This is a genomic window from Streptomyces sp. NBC_01216 (genome assembly GCF_035994945.1).
Classification (GTDB): domain Bacteria; phylum Actinomycetota; class Actinomycetes; order Streptomycetales; family Streptomycetaceae; genus Streptomyces.
The window spans coordinates 4716154-4732492 of sequence record NZ_CP108677.1 but is presented as its reverse complement, the minus strand read 5'-3'; the positions used below and the strand labels follow the sequence as shown (position 1 = coordinate 4732492).

General features: G+C 70.2%; 26 protein-coding genes. 24 read left to right on the top strand and 2 right to left on the bottom strand.

The window, feature by feature from the left end; genetic code table 11:
• Position 1 precedes the first annotated feature (1 nt).
• The 15 genes from OG393_RS21110 to OG393_RS21040 all read left to right on the top strand — a co-directional run bounded on the left by OG393_RS21110 (position 2) and on the right by OG393_RS21040 (position 8253).
• A complete protein-coding gene (locus tag OG393_RS21110; RefSeq protein WP_327376234.1) occupies positions 2–301 on the top strand; it encodes a hypothetical protein in 300 nt (99 codons plus the stop codon).
• Positions 298–894: a hypothetical protein gene (locus tag OG393_RS21105; RefSeq protein WP_327376233.1), complete on the top strand. Its 597-nt coding sequence runs from the start codon at positions 298–300 to the stop codon at positions 892–894. The genes OG393_RS21110 and OG393_RS21105 overlap by 4 nt, the downstream gene beginning before the upstream one ends.
• A complete protein-coding gene (locus OG393_RS21100; RefSeq protein ID WP_327376232.1) occupies positions 891–1472 on the top strand; it encodes a WhiB family transcriptional regulator in 582 nt (193 codons plus the stop codon). The genes OG393_RS21105 and OG393_RS21100 overlap by 4 nt, the downstream gene beginning before the upstream one ends.
• Positions 1469–1687, top strand: a complete 219-nt coding sequence (locus OG393_RS21095; RefSeq protein ID WP_327376231.1) for a hypothetical protein — start codon at positions 1469–1471, stop codon at positions 1685–1687. Before OG393_RS21100 ends, OG393_RS21095 begins: the two co-directional genes overlap by 4 nt.
• A 52-nt stretch (positions 1688–1739) precedes the next feature.
• Positions 1740–2036, top strand: coding sequence for a hypothetical protein (locus tag OG393_RS21090; protein WP_327376230.1), 297 nt, complete (start codon positions 1740–1742; stop codon positions 2034–2036).
• 8 nt (positions 2037–2044) lie between these two features.
• A complete protein-coding gene (locus OG393_RS21085) occupies positions 2045–3769 on the top strand; it encodes an AAA family ATPase (RefSeq protein WP_327376229.1) in 1725 nt (574 codons plus the stop codon).
• A gap of 11 nt (positions 3770–3780) precedes the next feature.
• On the top strand, positions 3781–4449 hold the full coding sequence (locus OG393_RS21080; RefSeq protein WP_327376228.1) for a DNA methylase: 669 nt from the start codon (positions 3781–3783) through the stop codon (positions 4447–4449).
• A gap of 11 nt (positions 4450–4460) precedes the next feature.
• A complete protein-coding gene (locus OG393_RS21075; RefSeq protein WP_327376227.1) occupies positions 4461–4688 on the top strand; it encodes a hypothetical protein in 228 nt (75 codons plus the stop codon).
• 40 nt (positions 4689–4728) lie between these two features.
• Positions 4729–5502, top strand: coding sequence for a hypothetical protein (locus OG393_RS21070; RefSeq protein ID WP_327376226.1), 774 nt, complete (start codon positions 4729–4731; stop codon positions 5500–5502).
• A 76-nt stretch (positions 5503–5578) separates the two neighbouring features.
• A complete protein-coding gene (locus OG393_RS21065; protein ID WP_327376225.1) occupies positions 5579–6385 on the top strand; it encodes a hypothetical protein in 807 nt (268 codons plus the stop codon).
• Positions 6382–6666: a DUF6085 family protein gene (locus tag OG393_RS21060; RefSeq protein ID WP_327376224.1), complete on the top strand. Its 285-nt coding sequence runs from the start codon at positions 6382–6384 to the stop codon at positions 6664–6666. Before OG393_RS21065 ends, OG393_RS21060 begins: the two co-directional genes overlap by 4 nt.
• The gene (locus OG393_RS21055; RefSeq protein WP_327376223.1) at positions 6663–7025 is read left to right on the top strand and encodes a hypothetical protein; all 363 of its coding nucleotides are present in this window, start codon (positions 6663–6665) and stop codon (positions 7023–7025) included. The genes OG393_RS21060 and OG393_RS21055 overlap by 4 nt, the downstream gene beginning before the upstream one ends.
• Positions 7022–7387, top strand: a complete 366-nt coding sequence (locus OG393_RS21050; protein WP_327376222.1) for a hypothetical protein — start codon at positions 7022–7024, stop codon at positions 7385–7387. Before OG393_RS21055 ends, OG393_RS21050 begins: the two co-directional genes overlap by 4 nt.
• The gene (locus tag OG393_RS21045; protein WP_327376221.1) at positions 7384–7512 is read left to right on the top strand and encodes a hypothetical protein; all 129 of its coding nucleotides are present in this window, start codon (positions 7384–7386) and stop codon (positions 7510–7512) included. Before OG393_RS21050 ends, OG393_RS21045 begins: the two co-directional genes overlap by 4 nt.
• A gap of 99 nt (positions 7513–7611) precedes the next feature.
• Entirely contained in the window at positions 7612–8253 is a 642-nt protein-coding gene (locus OG393_RS21040; protein WP_327376220.1) for a hypothetical protein, read from the top strand.
• Positions 8254–8310: 57 nt separating this feature from the next.
• Here the strand turns inward: OG393_RS21040 and OG393_RS21035 are convergent, their stop codons facing one another.
• Together OG393_RS21035 and OG393_RS21030 are read right to left on the bottom strand one after the other, a co-directional pair.
• Positions 8311–8874: a hypothetical protein gene (locus OG393_RS21035; RefSeq protein WP_327376219.1), complete on the bottom strand. Its 564-nt coding sequence runs from the start codon at positions 8872–8874 to the stop codon at positions 8311–8313.
• Positions 8840–9163 carry a hypothetical protein gene (locus tag OG393_RS21030; RefSeq protein ID WP_327376218.1) on the bottom strand — a complete coding sequence of 108 codons (324 nt, stop codon included), beginning with the start codon at positions 9161–9163 and terminating at the stop codon, positions 8840–8842. The genes OG393_RS21035 and OG393_RS21030 overlap by 35 nt, the downstream gene beginning before the upstream one ends.
• A 138-nt stretch (positions 9164–9301) precedes the next feature.
• Between OG393_RS21030 and OG393_RS21025 the strand changes: the two genes are divergently transcribed.
• The 9 genes from OG393_RS21025 to OG393_RS20985 all read left to right on the top strand — a co-directional run bounded on the left by OG393_RS21025 (position 9302) and on the right by OG393_RS20985 (position 16332).
• A complete protein-coding gene (locus OG393_RS21025) occupies positions 9302–9571 on the top strand; it encodes a hypothetical protein (RefSeq protein WP_327376217.1) in 270 nt (89 codons plus the stop codon).
• Positions 9571–10473 (top strand): hypothetical protein, encoded by a 903-nt coding sequence (locus OG393_RS21020; RefSeq protein WP_327376216.1) that lies wholly within the window; start codon positions 9571–9573, stop codon positions 10471–10473. The genes OG393_RS21025 and OG393_RS21020 overlap by 1 nt, the downstream gene beginning before the upstream one ends.
• Entirely contained in the window at positions 10473–10928 is a 456-nt protein-coding gene (locus tag OG393_RS21015; protein ID WP_327376215.1) for a hypothetical protein, read from the top strand. The genes OG393_RS21020 and OG393_RS21015 overlap by 1 nt, the downstream gene beginning before the upstream one ends.
• A 34-nt stretch (positions 10929–10962) precedes the next feature.
• Entirely contained in the window at positions 10963–11595 is a 633-nt protein-coding gene (locus OG393_RS21010; RefSeq protein WP_327376214.1) for a hypothetical protein, read from the top strand.
• Positions 11595–11717, top strand: a complete 123-nt coding sequence (locus OG393_RS21005; protein WP_327376213.1) for a hypothetical protein — start codon at positions 11595–11597, stop codon at positions 11715–11717. Before OG393_RS21010 ends, OG393_RS21005 begins: the two co-directional genes overlap by 1 nt.
• A gap of 226 nt (positions 11718–11943) precedes the next feature.
• Positions 11944–13062, top strand: a complete 1119-nt coding sequence (locus OG393_RS21000; protein ID WP_327376212.1) for a hypothetical protein — start codon at positions 11944–11946, stop codon at positions 13060–13062.
• 56 nt (positions 13063–13118) lie between these two features.
• Entirely contained in the window at positions 13119–13541 is a 423-nt protein-coding gene (locus OG393_RS20995; protein ID WP_327376211.1) for a hypothetical protein, read from the top strand.
• Positions 13542–14231: 690 nt separating this feature from the next.
• Positions 14232–14714: a hypothetical protein gene (locus tag OG393_RS20990; RefSeq protein WP_327376210.1), complete on the top strand. Its 483-nt coding sequence runs from the start codon at positions 14232–14234 to the stop codon at positions 14712–14714.
• Complete coding sequence (locus tag OG393_RS20985) at positions 14698–16332, top strand: hypothetical protein (protein ID WP_327376209.1); 1635 nt, start codon at positions 14698–14700, stop codon at positions 16330–16332. The genes OG393_RS20990 and OG393_RS20985 overlap by 17 nt, the downstream gene beginning before the upstream one ends.
• The last annotated feature ends 7 nt before the right edge of the window (positions 16333–16339 follow it).

Sequence of the window (16339 nt, the reverse complement as noted above, 5' to 3'; positions counted from 1 at the left end):
CATGCCTGTCCGCCGCCGTACCTACCTCGCGCTCCAGGCTCGCTACGAGCTGGCCTTGGAGCAGCGCGACACGGCCCGCACCAGCCTCACGGCGTCCCGCAGCCTGTGCGCCAGCTACGCCGAGGAGATCGAGAAGCTCCGCGACCGCGCGGCCCGCCCGAGCACCACCACCGTCACCACGGCCGAGCACGCCCGCCTCAAGGCCGCGTACACCTCCCTGGAGCAGCAGCTGTGCGACGTGCAGGCGTCCAACGAGGAGATGGCCCGCCAGGCCCGCGAGAACGCCGAGGCCGCACTGTGACACTCACCGAGACCCCCGCGCCCGGGATGACGACTCCCCTCCCGGCCGCGGGCACCACCCGCCTCCACCGCGTCGCCGGCCTCGACATCAGCCTCACCGGCACCGGCATCGCCACCATCGGCGGCACCACCCGCGTCCCCACCGCTGGCCGCCGCGCCGACTCCCTCGCCGAACGAGACACCCGCCTGAAGTACATCACCGGCCGCGTCCTCGAAGAAGTCGGCACCGTCGACCTCGTCTGCGTCGAGGGCCCCGTCTCCTACCAGCAGCCCGGCGGCTCCACCTGGGACCGGGCCGGGCTGTGGTGGCGCATCGTGTCGTCCTTCATCGGCCGCGAGATGCCCGTCGCCGTCATCCCGCCCACTTCCCGCGCCAAGTACGCCACCGGCCGCGGCAACGCCCGCAAAACCGCCGTCCTGGACGCCGCGCAGCAGCGGTACGGCGCGATCCTCCCGACCGACGACGAGGCCGACGCACTGATCCTGCGCGCCATGGGCCTCGACTGGCTCGGCCAGGCCCTCGTCTCCGTCCCGGACGGGTACCGCGCCGCGCTCGGCGGAGTGCGCTGGCCGGACATGGGGGTGAACCGGTGAGCGACACCCGCGGCATCAGCACCGACAACACACCGGACTGGCGCACTCAGGCCGACTGCCAGCGCCCCGGCACCGACCCTGAGTGGTGGTTCCCGAAGGGCACCACCGGCCCCTACCTCGACCAGGCCGACGACGCCAAGGCGTTCTGCCGCGAGTGCCCCGTCGCCCTCACCTGCGCCCAGTGGGCCATCCGGGAACGCATTTCCGACGGCATCTACGGAGGGCTCACTGAGGGCCAGCGCCTCACCATCGCACGCAAGGGCGACCTCACCGGCGAGCAGATCACCAAGTTCGTCCAGGCCGCGTGGACCCGCGACACCCGGGACCCGCTCGTCGACACCTACCTTCGGCGCACCATCCAGGGCGACGACGGCCACGTCTGGTGGACGCGGGCCGTGACGTCCGTGTCCGTCGCGGGCCGCTGCTACACGCCCGCCCAGATCGCGTTCGAGCTCAAGCACAGGCGCCGGCCCGAGGGCCACGTCAAGGCGTTCTGCGGCCAACCGTACTGCGTGGCCGCCGAGCACCTGGGCGACAACCTCACCCGCTGGCAGCGAGACCACCAGCAGGCCGCATGACAGGCCCGCAGATCGTCACCGGCGCCCTGTACATCGACTGCGGCCAGCCCCGCCGCAACGGCGACTGGGCCCGACCCCCGCGAGCGAAGTACGAGTGCCTCACCTGCGGCACCACCGACGGCCCCGTCGTCGGCGAAACCGCCGTCAAGGCGTTCGTCGCCACCATCCGAGCCACCCACCAGCAGACCCACCACCAGCAAGGAGAAGCAGCATGAGCCACCCCATCCACATCGACGCCGGAACCCTCGACGAGATCGACGCAGCCTGATGGCCGGCCGCCGCACGACGGGCCCCGCCACCACCCGGTGCCCGTCGTGCGCGGCCCCCACCGTCACCCAATGGGTCGGCCAACGCGCCGCACTGAAGGTGACCGCCGACCTGACGCCCCTCACGGCCGAGCAGCAGGCAGCCCTTTGGGAGCCCAACCGGCTCATCTGGTGCCTCCGCCAGACCCGCAACGGGCCCGAACTCCGCTGGCTCCAACGCTGGCACCCACCCGACTGCCCACACGCGCACGTCACCGAACACCGCTGCCCGCCCGCCGAGCCGACCACCCTGTTCTAGGAGAGCCCGTGGAGAACGTCCGCCCCTTCCCGCACCAGGCGGACCATGACGACCTCAACCTGCTCGACTCCGAGCGGTTCGTCCTCGGCACCGCCATGAACGACGCCCGCACCGTCCACATCATGCGCGGCCTCATCCGCGGCGCCGACTTCAGCAAGCCCGCCCACGAGCTGATCTGGAACACTATCTGCGCCCTCGTCGACCGCGGCGCAGCCACCCTCTACACCTCGGTCGCCGCCGAGCTCGACCGCACCAAGGAACTCCGCCGCGCCGGCGGTCTGCCCTACCTGACCATCCTTGCCGACTACGTCGGAGGCGGCGACGCCGACCACTGGGCCAGCAAAGTCCGCGCCGCATCTGACCTACGTACCGAGGCTGACCTCGGCCGCCGCATCGTCCAGGCCGCCACCGCCGAAGGCGCCGAGCCCGGCGTCTCCGTCACCTTCATCGACGACTACCTCCAGCGGCAGAAGGAACGCGCCGCCGGCCGCTCCGGCGACCCCGCCGACGCGCTTCTAGCCGAACTCCTCGACGCCTCCAGCCTCGACAACATGCCCGTCCTGGAGCCACTCGTCGGCGACCTCCTCCACCTCGACTCCCTGGCCCGGATCATCGGCCCCTCCGGGCATATGAAGTCCTTCGTCGTCATCGACATCGCCGCCCATGTCGGCACCGGCAAGCCCTGGCACGGCCACCATGTTCGGCAGGGCACCGTCGTCTACCTCGTCGCCGAAGGCGCCCGCGGCATCCGCAAGCGCGTCCGGGCCTGGGAGAAGCACAACGGCGTGAAGATGGACCACGTTCTGTTCATGCCGCGCCCCGTGCAAACCCGCGGCCCCGAGTGGGACACGTTCATCGAGGCCATGCGGCGCCTCCAGCCCGCGCTCATCATCATCGACACCCAGGCCCGCGTGTCCGTCGGCGTCGAGGAGAACTCCAACACGGAGCTGGGCATCGTCGTGGAGCGCCTCGACGACCTCCGCCGCGCCACCGAGGCATGTGTCCTCGTCATCCACCACACCGGGCACATCGGTGAGCACGGCCGCGGCGCCTCGGCCGCCAAGGGTGCGCTCCAGTCCGAGTTCCACGTGTCGAAGAAGGGCGACAACGCCTCCAACATCATCGTCACCTTCAAAGTTGGCAAGCAGAAGGACGACGAGGAAGGCGACGACCTCCAGTTCGGCCTCAAGGTCGTCACCCTCGACGGCGAACAGAAACCCGACGGCCGGCCGGTCACTTCCGTTGTCCTGGAGTCCCTCGACCTCACCCAGAACGGCCCCCTGCCCGGCACCGCCGGCTACATCGCCCAGCAGCTTGATCAGGCCGGCGTGCCCGCCCACTACGGCCGCGACCGACTCCGCTCCGAGTGCATCCGCATCGGAATCCAGGCCCGCACCGAACTCCTCGCCGAAGTCGCCCGCATTCGGAAACACAAGACCGGACAGAACGGGACGGAACACCTGTCCCCGAACCTGTCCCCGGCCCTGCCGACCACACCTGACCCCATCCCGGGGACAGGGACAGGCAAAACCCCAGGCCAAACCTGTCCCGGACAGGACGGGGACAGTACGGGACAGGCCGTAGATCCAACCTGTCCCCTCCCCCCTCCTCTAGGGAGGGGACAGGTGGAACAGCCCGCCCCCTGCTGCACCGTCTGCGACACCCCACTCCACGGCTACCGACTCGACCGCGGATACACCACCTGCCTCGAACACGACACCCCCGCCGCCTGAAGGACACCCACATGCCCGACACCCGCCCCCGCCTCCTCGACGCCTGCTGCTGCGCCGGCGGCGCCAGCATGGGCTACCACCACGCCGGATTCGACGTCACCGGCATCGACATCCAGCCCCGCCCCAACTACCCCTTCACATTCATCCAGGCCAACGCCTTCCAGTACATCGCCGACCACGGCCACGAGTACGACGCCATCCACGCCTCCTGGCCCTGCCAGCACGACGCCGCCATCACCAAGGGCACCAACGCCCACCTCCGCGACACCTACGCCGACCTGTACGCCCAAGGCCGCGAAACGATGCTCGCGACCGGCCGGCCCTGGATCATCGAGACCACCGCCGCCCGACCCGACATCGTCCTCTGCGGCACCCAGTTCGGCCTCCCGATCCTCCGCCACCGCAAGTTCGAGGTCCACGGCTGGACCCCCATGGCCCCGCCCCACACCAAGCACCGCGGCCGGGTCCGCGGATGGCGCCACGGCACCTACCACAACGGCCCCTACATCGCCGCCTACGGCAAGGGCGGCGGCAAGGGCTCAGTCGCCGAAATGCAGACCGCCCTCGGCATCGACTGGACCAACGTCCACGAGGAGCTGACCGAGGCCATCCCGCCCGCCTACACCCGCTTCCTCGGCGAACAGCTCATCACCCAACTCGCCATCACCCCCGCCGCCTGAAGGACACCCACATGCCCGAGTACCACCCGACCATCGGCGACGCGATCGGCTACGCCCTCGCCCACAACGCCCGCACGGCCGCCCGCCACAACGTCGACCGCATGCTCGCCGCCCACGACCTGGAAACCAGCCTCCTCGGCGGCTGCGGCATCTGCGACACCGAGCACGACGAGATGTGCGCCGCCTGCGGCGAGTGCCGCTGCCACCGCCACGACACCTGCACCCGACCCGCCGCCTGACCTCCGGGTCCACCACCACACACGACAGGAGCACCACCCCATGAAGCACGTAGTCATGTGGTCCGGGGGCATCACCTCCTGGGCCACCGCACGCCACGTCATCGCCGAACGCGGCACGGCCAGCGTCACCCTGCTGTTCGCCGACACCCTCATCGAGGACGAAGACCTCTACGCCTTCAACAGCGCGGCCAGCGAACAGCTCGGCGTCCCGATCACCCGAGTCGCCGACGGTCGTGACCCCTGGCAGGTCTTCGAGGACAAGCGCTGGCTCGGCAACACACGCCTCGCCCAGTGCAGCCACCTCCTCAAGCAGGGACCGTGCAGGGACTGGCTGACCGACAACACCGACCCCTCGCAGACGACGCTGTACGTCGGCATCGACTGGACCGAGGAGGAGCGCCTGCCCGGCATCGTCCGTGGCTGGGCGCCCTGGACCGTCGACGCCCCGCTCACCCGCCCCCCGATCCGCCACAAGCAGCAGCTGCTCGCCGAGGCCCGCGCAGCCGGCCTGCCTGTGCCCCGCCTCTACCGGCTCGGCTTCGCCCACAACAACTGCGGGGGCGCCTGCGTAAAGGGCGGCCAGGCGCAGTGGGCGCGGCTCCTGGAGGTCTTTCCGGACCGATACGCCCGGGCGGAGGCCGCTGAGGCCCGGATGCGGACGCTGCTCGACAAGGACGTGTCGTTCCTCCGCGACCGCACCGGTGGCACGACGAAGCCGCTCACGCTGGCCGCGCTGCGTGAACGGATCGAGCAGCGCGGCCAGCTTGACCTGTTCGACGAAGGCGGCTGCGGCTGCTTCACCGATGCCGCCTGACCACGCAGCAGCCCCCGCGCGATCGAAGCGCGCGGGGGCCCGCCACCCAGCCTACGAGACCACCAGGAGCAGGACCATGACCGACCAGACCGCCGACCTCCGCGACCAGTACGCCGTGCCGCTCTCCACACCCTGCGCGTCCTGCACCCACACCTTCTCCTGGCACACGCCCGGCAAGCGCTGCCAGGTCAGAGCAGGAGAGAACCGGTGCGGCTGCCGCGCCTTCGCCACCCCCGCTGCCCGCCAGACCACCGAACCGCCGGCCGCCGTCTGCCACCCCGCGAGCTACGCGGGCGAGTGCCCCTGCCCGCCCAACTGCCGCTGCTGCAAGGTGGCCCCCGCCGACGACCCGACCCCGCTCCGCTGGGGCCTGAACGACGTCCTCCACAGCGACGACGGGACGCTGATCGTCTGCATGTCCGGGCCCGGCCGGGAGCCGTACTGGCTAGAGCTCGACCGAGAGCGCGCCAACGTGCTCCGCCAAGACCTCGCCGGACCCTACAAGGAGACCCGGTGCGCGCACTGCGGCCTGGAGATCGAGGACCGGGGCCACCCGCTCATCCAGGAGCACAGCAACTGGTACTCGATCTGGGTCCACGTTCCCGGCGGGTACAGCGTCTGCTTCCCCCAGCAGGGAGCGAGCAGCCCGCGCGCCACCCCCGCTGTCGGGCGGCAGCCCGCCACCCAGCCCGACACCGACGAGACCGAGCAGCGCGCCTACGACAACCTGTACGCCGAACTCACCCGAGGCGTCCGGCACGCACAGGTCCGCCACCACCTGATCACCGAGTACCGGGCCGCGATCCTCAACAACGCCGCCGACACCAGCACCCCCGACGACCCGCCCGTGACCGACATCCATCCCGAAGGGAAGTACCTGTGACCCAGCCCAGCCACTTCGGCGCCACCGTCCAAGGCCGCTGTCCCGCCTGCGGCAAGACCAGTCTCTTCCTCGGCGAAGGCGGCTACGTCACCTGCGCCCGCCTCGACTGCCTCCACCCGGAGGCAGCCACCGAGCTGCTGGAACAGCCCGACGCCCTGCGCATCACGTCCACCCTGGCCCAGCTCACCGGAGCCGTCGCCGGCGTCACCGCGCGCCTGGACGAGCACGTCAACGCCGTGAAGCGCGCGGTCGCCACACGCGGAGTGGGAGACGCCCGATGACCCAGCCCAGCCCCGCCGACACCCTCCGCGCAGCAGCCCAGAAGCTCCGCCAGCTCGTCACCGACCTCGACGACTGCCGTGGCCCCTGGTACGTCGTGAATCGGGAGCAGCGCCCCTATCCCCAGACCATCTCCAACATCGGTGTGCCCTACGTCGTGGCCAGTACCACGACCGACCCCAGCCACCCGCCGACGACAGCCGACTACATCGCCGCCATGCACCCCGGCGTCGGCACGGCCCTCGCCAAGTGGCTGGAGTCCTGGACCAGCATCGACCTGTACGAGGCCGGTTCGCTCCCCGAGGACGCTCAGCACGCCCTCGCGGTCGCCCGCGCCATCCTCGGAGAGGAACCGTCGTGACCCAGCCCGCCGAGCAGTGTTGCGTGTGCGGCAGCCCCAACGTCACCTACCACAACTACAGCCAGCAGCCTTTCTGCTGGCCCTGCGCCGACTGCCAGTGCGCACTCACGCCGTGCGTCCGGGAGACGCTCTACAACCCCGAGGCGCAGCCCACCCAGCCCGCCGCGCGGCACACCGCCGACACCATCACCTCGAACGCACTCGACCAGCTCCACGCCCGCGCCGAGAAGGCCGAGGCCGCTATCGAACGCGTCCGCGCCGAGTGCACGGCCACCCTAGAAAGCCGACACTCCCACCAGTTCCGACGCGACCAGTGCGAGCGGATCCTCGCCGCCCTCGACCCCCAGGAGCCCCAGCCGTGAGCGACCTGACCGTCTTCACCCCTGGCCCGTGCTGCGACTACCCCAACCAGTACGCAACCGACAACGGCGAATCGATCTACCTCATCACCTGCGACTGTGTCTGCCACGACGCCGACAACACCTGACCCCGCACAGCGCGAAGGGGCGCGCCCACATGTCTTCCCGGACCGGGCGCGCCCCCAGGTGGAATCACTGTACCGCCCTCTGTATCAAGGGAGCCCACCGTGACCACCACCGACACCGCCACCCAGCTGCGCCGCATCGCCCGCCTCTGGCCCGACCTCCAGACCGCCCTCGGCACACCCACCACCACCACCTGGCCCCCGGCCAGCCTCCGCACCTACCTCAACGCCCTCGACCACCACGACCGCACCGAGACCGCCGGCCTCCGCGCCCTGGAGCGCTCCCCCGACCAGCTCGGCAACCGGCCCGTCCCGGTCAACCTGCGGATCATGGACACCATGCGCACCGTCGAAGCCGCCCTCCACGAGACCGCCACCCAGATCGCCGCCACCAACCAGTACAGCGTGAAGACGTCCCACCTGCACCGCTGGCAGTACACCGGCAGGCCCCGCGGCGCCGCCGAGACCGCCCTCTGGCTGTCCGCGAGGGCCGACGGCGTGTTCTGGCCCGGACGCGCCCTGTCGGAGCCCCAGAAGCGCCACCTCAGCCGCGTCGCCACCGAAGCCCTCCGCCGCGTCGAGCAAGCCCTCGACCTCGCCACCGACACCCGCGAACTCTCCCCCCAGCACGCCTGCCCCTGCGGCGGCCGCATCATCATCACCGGAGGCGCCGGCGACACCCCCACCGCCCGCTGCCGACACTGCGGCGCCTGGTGGACCGAGAAAGGTGTCGTCGCCGCCTGACCCCAGACACGCCAAAGCCCCCGCCCGAAACCGGACGGGGGCCTCGCGCGGGCGCGGCTACTCGGCGGCCGGCGGGGGCACTTCCTCCGCGAGGATCTGCCGCACCCGACCGAAGCTGATGCCTAGCTCCTTCGCGATCTGCCGGTACGCCATACCCCGCGCCCGCAGATCCCGCACGGTCTGCCGTCGGACGACCTGGGCGGTGTAGTCCAGACACTCCATCAGGAAGGTGCAGGCCCTGAATCGGACCTCTGGTCGCTCGCCTTCCAGCTGCGCGAAGATCTCCTCGGCCTCATCGGGACTGATGAGGCGCACCTGAGAACGCACCTTAGGCGCCGGGAGCGCGACAGTTCCCGGACCGCTGATCTTGTTCGCGGCAGGGCTCTCGGCGGCGATCGCCTCCGTCTCCGCCGCATAGGCCGCCTGCCGGTTGTCGTGCCACTCGTCCGTTCGACGAGCAACGGACGCCCACCACTCCTTGCTCTTGTGGGTCTTCGCCCGCTCGCTCGGATCGTAGGCGGAGCCGACGTACAACAGCTCGCCGCTGTCGGACCAGTAGCGGTAGACAGCAGCCGGGCGGTCTGACTTAGCTGCCTGCTGCGTCTGGGCTACTCGCGTCACCAGGGGTCTCCCTTGCTCTTGGGCGGTCCGTTCGCTGCCCCTGCCGCGACTTCCGGTTGCGGAAGTACGGCTCCAGGACGTGCCAGTCGAAGAGCCGCATCCGGCCGACCTTCGGCGCCTGGTCCAGCGGGATCGGCCAGTCCGGATCCGTCTCGGCAAGCTGCCGGACGCGCTGGACGGTCAACCGCTTCAGTTGCGCCTGCTCCAGCCGATCCGGGATCTCCGGGAACGTCACCATGTCCGGGCCTCCTCTCGCCTGCACGTCGTCTCCCTCAGGGGAGTTGGGCATGCCCCCATCCTCTCAACTTCCTTGTTTTAAAACAAGGAAGTAGCTACTCTCGAACCGGCACCAACAAAGCGCCCCCGGCCGGTGTCTGGAAGCCCGGCCGGGGGCGTGTCCACCCCAGACATCACCTGGAGCAGGCCCATGCAGCGTATCGACCAACCCCCCAACGTCCACACCCTCCTCACCGCACTCGCCGACCGTCTCGTCGCACGCCGCGCCAACCACGCCATGAGCGAACCCCTCGCCCTCGCCCAAGCCCTCATCGTCGCCGAGCACGCCCACGGCCCCACCGAAGCCGCCGAGACCGCCGAACACGCCCTCGTCGCGGCTCTCCCACCGATCCGCCCCAAGGACACCCGCGCCGAGTACGCCGCCAGGCTCCGCCTCATCGCCGAAGGAGCCGTTGCCTGATGCCCCGCCTCCCCAAGGTGCCACCCATCCTGTACGGCGCCTACACCCTCGCCGGCCTCTCCCTCCTCTGGTCCGCCTACGCCATCACCGACCTCATGAACTCCGGCCCCTTCGGCCTCTCCGTCGCCATCGCCGGCGACATCGGCTGGATCACTGTCATGTGGGCCGAGCACCAGCGCCGCGGTGGCCGCATCGCCATCGCCGCCGGATGGATCATCGCCGTCGGCGTCGGCTTCCTCCTCGTCCTCCACGGCATCGACAAGCAGTCCGTCGCCCAGGCCATCGCGGGCCCGTTCGTCGTCCTCGTCGGCAAGACGGTCGGCAGCATCGCCCTCATCGTCCTCCGTGACCCGTCCGCGCTCACCCCAGAGCAGGAGGACGCCATCAACGACGTCATCCGCGACGGCCAGTACCAGGCCCGGCTCAACCAGGCTCAGCGGAGCATCGACCAGCAGCAGGCCGACGCGGTCATCGAGCGGATCCAGCAGCAGGCCCGGATCACAGGCGCCCGCGACCGCGCCCACGCGCAGATGATCCGCGACCGCATCGAGCTGCGCGCCGAGCTCACCGTGAGCACCCCCCTCGCGCTCAGCCCCGCTGAGCCCGATGAGCTCCCGGCTGAGCCCCTGGCTCACACGACCGAGCCCCCCACGCTCAGCCCCACAACCGGCGTGGCATCGTCCCTGGTCAACACCGCTGAGCCCCCGGCCCAGCAGCCCGCCACGTTCGGGTTCTCCGCCCACACCTCCGCCCAGTCGGCTCAGCGCGTCGAGGCCATCGGGAAGGTCGCTGAGCTCCTGGCTCAGGACCCCGGGCTCACCGCCGCCCAGGTCGAGGAAGCCCTGTCCGTCAGCCCCGCCACCGCCAAGCGATACCTGCGCGAAGCCCGGAGGAACACCTGATGCAGTACACCGTGATCAGCCTCGGCGGGGTTTCCTGCGGACTCGCCATCATCGTCGCCTTCGCCATCCGCTGGTGGTTCAAGGAAGCAGGCCGCTGGACCGCCCTCATCCCCTTCGTTTTCGCTCTCATCTACGGCATGCTCGCCGCCCTCTCCGCCTACAACTCCGTCTCCGCACTCGGCGCCATCACCTGGCTCGGCATCTGGGCAGGCAATTTCGCCGGCCACATCGGCCTCGTCTGGGGAGTCGACGGACAGGACCGCGACATCACCCGCGCCACCCCCCTCGTCCTCGACTCCGGCGGCTACGTTGTCCTCTTCCTGCTCACCGTCGTGATGGTCGCCCTGCTGCTGTGGGCCCGCAAGAAAATCCCCGCCTGGAAGATCATTGCCGGAGCCCTCTCCGGGCCGGCACCATCGCAGGCATCGCCGCCGTGCCCCTCGCCTCCGCGGTGAACGCCCTCGGCTCCCCGATCACGACGCACTTCTGATGGACGACACCACGACCCCCGACACGGGGGAGGAGCAGCCGGACGCCGAGGAGCAGCGCAGCGAGCGCGCCGCCAAGGGATGTCTACTCGTGATCGGCGTCGCGGCTGCCGGGACGATCGCCGTCACCGTCCCGGAGACCGCGTACTACGCCGCCGGGCTGCTCACCACCGCCGGCATCCGCCGGGCCCGCACCTGGGCCACCAGACGCCGCAGCCACACCACAGACGAGCCAGAGGCCGAGGACCACATCGAAGTCGTCGACGCCCTCCACGCCCTCAGCAAGGGCGGCCAGCACGTCCTGCTCACCGACCTCAAGAACCATGCCGGGCTACCCGACACGAAGGCCGTCCGCCGCCTGCTCGACGAGGCCGGCATCCCCATCCGCAGTGGCGTCCGCGCGGGCGGGAAGAACGGGCCCGGCGTCCACCACGACGACATCCCCCCACTCTCGACCGACCACGAGCCCGGTTGTTTGTGCAGGTCAGACACCAACACCAACACCAACAACAGCCCGGAAGAGGGACCCGAGAAGGGGTTGCGTGTAGCCACCATCGGCCACGCCGGGCTCGTCGTCACCGACCCCACCGAAACCCAACGCCGCCACACCAAGACCCCCGCGAGGAGCACCTGATGGGCGACTTCAAGACCACCATGTCCATCCAGGAACTCCGCGAACGGAACCAGGCCAGCCAGCAGCAGGCCGCCGCCAACCGCCAGCAGACACCTCCCCCACCGCCCCCGAAGAAGCCGTAGCTGTCAGCCCCACGCCGTACCGTGGACACGTCCATGCGACGCTGCTGCTCAACCCGAAGCCCCGCCGGAACAGCGCCCGGCGGGGCCCTCGCGTTTCTGCACCTAGTTGCAAACCCCCCCGACCGTGCCCCATCATGGGGGCGTCTCCGGCATGCCCGGAAACCCACACCCCAGGCCCCGACCACACCAGTGGCGGGGCCTCCGTCATGCCCGGAGGTGCCACCCCATGACCTTCCCCACAGGCACCCCCACCATCACCCTCACCGGCACCCTCCCCTCCGCCCTCGCAGGCACCGGCTACAACGGCCGCGTCGTCCTCACACCCTCCACCTACCTCGTCGACACCAGCCGCTCCGCGATCTACCCAGGCGGCGGCACCGTCGACATCACCGACGGCACCTTCACCGCCACCATCCTCCCCAACGACGCTGCCGGCATCGGCCCCGCCGGGTGGCGCTGGCGCATCAGCATCGAGCCCCTCGGCGCCCCCGTACAGCGATTCTGGGCCTACATCACCGGCACCGGCACCGTCGACATCTCCACCCTCATCCCCGTTCCCGCCCCCGACGGCGGAGACGCTGGAAGCGGCGCCGTGTCCTCTGTCAACGGGCAGGCTGGCGTCGTCGTCCTCACCTACGCCGACGTGGGCGCCGAACAGTCGGGCGCCGTCACGACGCACACGGAGGCGACCGACCCACACGGCGACCGGGCATACGCCGATAACGCGTTCCTCGCACAGAGCAACAACCTGACCGACCTCACCGACGCATCCGCCGCGCGCACCGCCCTCGGCCTCGGCGACGCCGCCCTCCTACCGGTCGGCACCACCGCCGGCACCGTCGCAGCAGGCGACGACAGCCGGTTCGATGACATCGGCGGAGGCAGCAGCATCACCACCGCCAGCGTCCGCATCACCGACGACAATCTGTCCGGCCTGCCCTCCACCACCCCCTGGGCCATCGTGCAGACCTCCGCCGGAACCCAGCTGAAAGCCTCCATCGCCGCGGCGGCCGGGGATCGCATCAAGGTGTACGGCCGATTCATGTACGCCGGCGCCCACTTCCTCGACTGGGTGCTCCTGGACAGCGCCGGCTCCATCGCGGAGTACGCGGCCTCGGAGACGTCCAGCCCCCTCGCCGAGGGCAACCCCGCCATGTACCCGAGCACCGCGTTCTCGAAGGCGACCAGCGGCGAGATGTTCACCGTCGGCGCCGGGCACATCGACGGCTCCGGGAACACCACCATCGCCCTCGCCCACTCCGGCACCAGCGCAGGCACCGTCTACGCCCACACCCTCTACCCCTGGCGCCTCCGCCTGGAAAACATCGGCCCCGAACCCGCGTAAGTCACAGGACAGCCACAACAGTCACGCGGCAGCCGCGCATCCGCCACCCTGACGCAATGCGCAGACGCCCCGTCACCACCCTGGCAGCAACCGCCATCACCCTCGCGCTGGCTCTCACCGCGTGCGGCAGCAAGGACGAGCCCGCAGCACCCACCACGCTCAGCCCCGAAGCACGGGCGAGCGCCCGAGCCGCAGCCGGCCTCCCGCCCGAGCCCGACGCCCAACACCGGCAGGCGTACCTCGACGCGCTCAACGCCATCGACCCGCGCATCATCAAGCCGGGCAAGGAAGATCAAGCCGTCAGCCGCGGCCTGAACCAGTGCAGCTCCATCAAGGCGTCACCGGACGACAGAGACAAACTCATCCAGTCCGCGCTGGGCCGCTTCACCGTCGACACCCGCTTCCCCGAGATCGCTACTCCCAAGACCGGCGGCCAGATCCTCGACGCGGTGCACAAGAACCTCTGCCCCACCTTCTGACCCACCCACCCCGAGCCCGGCCCGCACCACGCAGGTCGGGCTCACGCACGCACAGGAGGAGCGCATGCCCAGCGCCTACCCGAACCGCGAGCGCGCCCTACGGCATCTCCACCGCACACGTGCCGCGTACATGTACGCACGCTTCCCCCAGACGTACAGGCCCGGACATGCCCGCGCGTAAGGCATTGCAGGTCTGCCCTACGCCAGGCTGCCCGAACCTCACCCCCCAAGGCAGATGCCCCGGATGCCAGACCCAAGCCCAGGCAGCCCGCCCCCAACACCGCAACGCAGGACGAGGTAGAACCTGGCGCAACGCCAGCCCCCGCTACCTCCAAGACCACCCGTACTGCGAATGCGACAAGTGCACCCCCCTGCCTCCCCTCCAACGCGACCTCGCAACAGAGGTCGACCACATCGACGGCCTCGGACCACTCGGACCACGAGGCTTCGACCCCACCAACTGGCAAGCCATGAGCAAACGCCACCACGCACGCAAGACCGCCCGCGAGACCTGGGGCCAGTAGCCATCACTCTCCGCCACCACCCCCAGGGGGATGACCCCAACCGGCAGGGGGCGGTCAGGCGCGGGGGAGGGCGCGAGGGGGTGCGGAGGGTTCAGAGGGTCCCCCGCCGTCACGCAAGGTGACGGCTCTCAAGGCTGCGCAACGCAGCGACGAGGAGTGATCGACTATGCCCCGTGGAGGAGCGCGCGCGGTCTCCGGGCCGCCGCCGGACCCGAGGTCGCTTCGCAGCACGAAGGCCACCGACAAGGGTGGGTGGCGGACGCTGCCCGCTGAAGGCCGGCCGGGCCCGGCGCCTGAGTGGCCGCTGACCACGCCGGCTGACCGCGAGCTGGACCTGTGGGGCGAGCTGTGGGCCAAGCCTCAGGCTGTTGCCTGGGAGGACATGGGCCAGGAGCTGGAGGTCGCGCTGTTCGTCCGGACGCTGGCCGAGGCGGAGCGCCCGGACGCCAGGGTCGACGTGAAGAAGATGGTGCGCGGCTACCTCGACAGTCTCGGGCTGAGCGTGGCGGGCATGAACCGCAACCGTTGGAAGATCGCCCCGGCTATCGAGGGGGCCGAGCCTGTCGGCTCGGCCGTCAACGTCGAGCCGGTCCGCCGCGCGTCGGCCCGGGACCGGCTGAAGGTCGTGTCCAGTGGCGAAGGTGGCTGAGGCGGGCGCCGAGTTCGTCGTTGATTTCCCCACGCTATGGATCGCTCCGGACTGGATCGAGGAGCACTGTCCGGTGCCGGACGGCTTCCGCGCCGGTGAGCGCATGGAGCTGTACCCGTGGCAGCTGTGGTGCACCGTCAACCACTACCGCGTGCGCCCGGACGCCAGGGTCGGCCAGCTCGCGCCCGCGTTCCACTACCGGCGCTCGCAGGTCGTCGCACCGCAGAAGACCGGGAAGGGTCCGTGGTCCGCCACCATCGTGCTTGCCGAGGCCGCTGGCCCCGTGGTGTTCGACGGGTGGGCCAAGGGCGGCGAACGCTACCGGTGCTCGGAGCACGGCTGCGGCTGCGGCTGGTGGTACGACTACGAGCCTGGCGAGCCGATGGGCACGCCGTGGCCGACGCCGCTGATCCAGCTCACGGCGACATCCGAGGACCAGGTCGCCAACGTCTACCGGCCGCTCCGCTCGATGGTGAAGCGCGGTCCGCTCACCGAGATGATGACCGCGGGCGAGGAGTTCACTCGAGTCGGCGACGACGGGCGCATCGACGTCGTCACGTCCTCAGCTCTGTCCCGCCTCGGTAACCCGATCATCTTCGCCCTCCAGGACGAGACCGGCCTATACAACGCGGCAAACAAACTGCGCCGTGTCGCCGAGACCCAGCGGCGCGGTACGGCAGGTATGGGTGGCCGGTCGATGGAGACGACGAACGGGTGGGATCCCTCCGAGCAGTCGGTGGCGCAGACCACCAGTGAGGCGAAGGCGCGCGACATCTTCCGGTATCACCCGCAGGCGCCCAAGTCGCTGTCCTACGGGGACAAGCGGCAGCGCCGGAAGATCCACAGCATCGTCTACGCCGGGTCGGCCCATGTGGACCTCGACGCCATTGAGGCTGAGGCGGCCGAGATCATGGAGAAGGACCCGGCGCAGGCCGAACGGTTCTTCGGCAACCGGTGCGTGGCCGGCTCCGCGTCCTGGCTGGACGTGGCGAAGTGGGCGGCGAAAGCCAAGCCTCGGCGCGTGAGGCCAATGACTCGGGTTGTGCTCGGGTTCGACGGCTCGGACGTGGACGACTGGACTGCGATCCGCGCCGAGACCATGGACGGCTACCAGTTCACGCCCGTGTACGGGCCGAACGACGAGCCGACGATCTGGAACCCGGAGGACTACGACGGGCAGGTGCCCAGGGCGGAAGTCCGGGCCGCGATGGATCAGCTGATGCACCGGTACGACGTGGTGCGGCTGTACGCGGATCCGCCGTACTGGGAGACCGAGGTCGACGAGTGGGTGGACAAGTACGGCGAGGAGCGCGTCATCCGCTGGCACACGCGACGCATCATCCAGATGCACTCGGCTGCCGAGCGGCTGAAGACCGACGTCGTCAAACGGAACAGTGACGGATCGAGCTTCACGCACGACGGGTGCCCGATCACCGAGGCGCACATCGCCAACACGCGCGCGGCTGCCCGGCCCATGGACCGCTACGTGCTCCGCAAGGCGTCACCCACGCAGAAGATCGACGCCACGGTGTCGAGCATCCTCGCGCACGAGGCCCTCGGCGACGTCATCGCCGCCGGTCTGGCTGAGCGCGTCGAGTCCTACTACTACGGCGGATGAGGAGGGC

Coding starts and splice junctions, on each gene's coding strand:
- OG393_RS21110 (WP_327376234.1), top strand. CDS start 2: ATGCCTGTCCGCCGCCGTACCTACCTCGCGCTCCAGGCTCGCTACGAG.
- OG393_RS21095 (WP_327376231.1), top strand. CDS start 1,469: ATGACAGGCCCGCAGATCGTCACCGGCGCCCTGTACATCGACTGCGGC.
- OG393_RS21090 (WP_327376230.1), top strand. CDS start 1,740: ATGGCCGGCCGCCGCACGACGGGCCCCGCCACCACCCGGTGCCCGTCG.
- OG393_RS21080 (WP_327376228.1), top strand. CDS start 3,781: ATGCCCGACACCCGCCCCCGCCTCCTCGACGCCTGCTGCTGCGCCGGC.
- OG393_RS21075 (WP_327376227.1), top strand. CDS start 4,461: ATGCCCGAGTACCACCCGACCATCGGCGACGCGATCGGCTACGCCCTC.
- OG393_RS21070 (WP_327376226.1), top strand. CDS start 4,729: ATGAAGCACGTAGTCATGTGGTCCGGGGGCATCACCTCCTGGGCCACC.
- OG393_RS21065 (WP_327376225.1), top strand. CDS start 5,579: ATGACCGACCAGACCGCCGACCTCCGCGACCAGTACGCCGTGCCGCTC.
- OG393_RS21055 (WP_327376223.1), top strand. CDS start 6,663: ATGACCCAGCCCAGCCCCGCCGACACCCTCCGCGCAGCAGCCCAGAAG.
- OG393_RS21030 (WP_327376218.1), bottom strand. CDS start 9,163: ATGCCCAACTCCCCTGAGGGAGACGACGTGCAGGCGAGAGGAGGCCCG.
- OG393_RS21025 (WP_327376217.1), top strand. CDS start 9,302: ATGCAGCGTATCGACCAACCCCCCAACGTCCACACCCTCCTCACCGCA.
- OG393_RS21020 (WP_327376216.1), top strand. CDS start 9,571: ATGCCCCGCCTCCCCAAGGTGCCACCCATCCTGTACGGCGCCTACACC.
- OG393_RS21015 (WP_327376215.1), top strand. CDS start 10,473: ATGCAGTACACCGTGATCAGCCTCGGCGGGGTTTCCTGCGGACTCGCC.
- OG393_RS21010 (WP_327376214.1), top strand. CDS start 10,963: ATGGACGACACCACGACCCCCGACACGGGGGAGGAGCAGCCGGACGCC.
- OG393_RS21005 (WP_327376213.1), top strand. CDS start 11,595: ATGGGCGACTTCAAGACCACCATGTCCATCCAGGAACTCCGCGAACGG.
- OG393_RS21000 (WP_327376212.1), top strand. CDS start 11,944: ATGACCTTCCCCACAGGCACCCCCACCATCACCCTCACCGGCACCCTC.
- OG393_RS20995 (WP_327376211.1), top strand. CDS start 13,119: ATGCGCAGACGCCCCGTCACCACCCTGGCAGCAACCGCCATCACCCTC.
- OG393_RS20990 (WP_327376210.1), top strand. CDS start 14,232: ATGCCCCGTGGAGGAGCGCGCGCGGTCTCCGGGCCGCCGCCGGACCCG.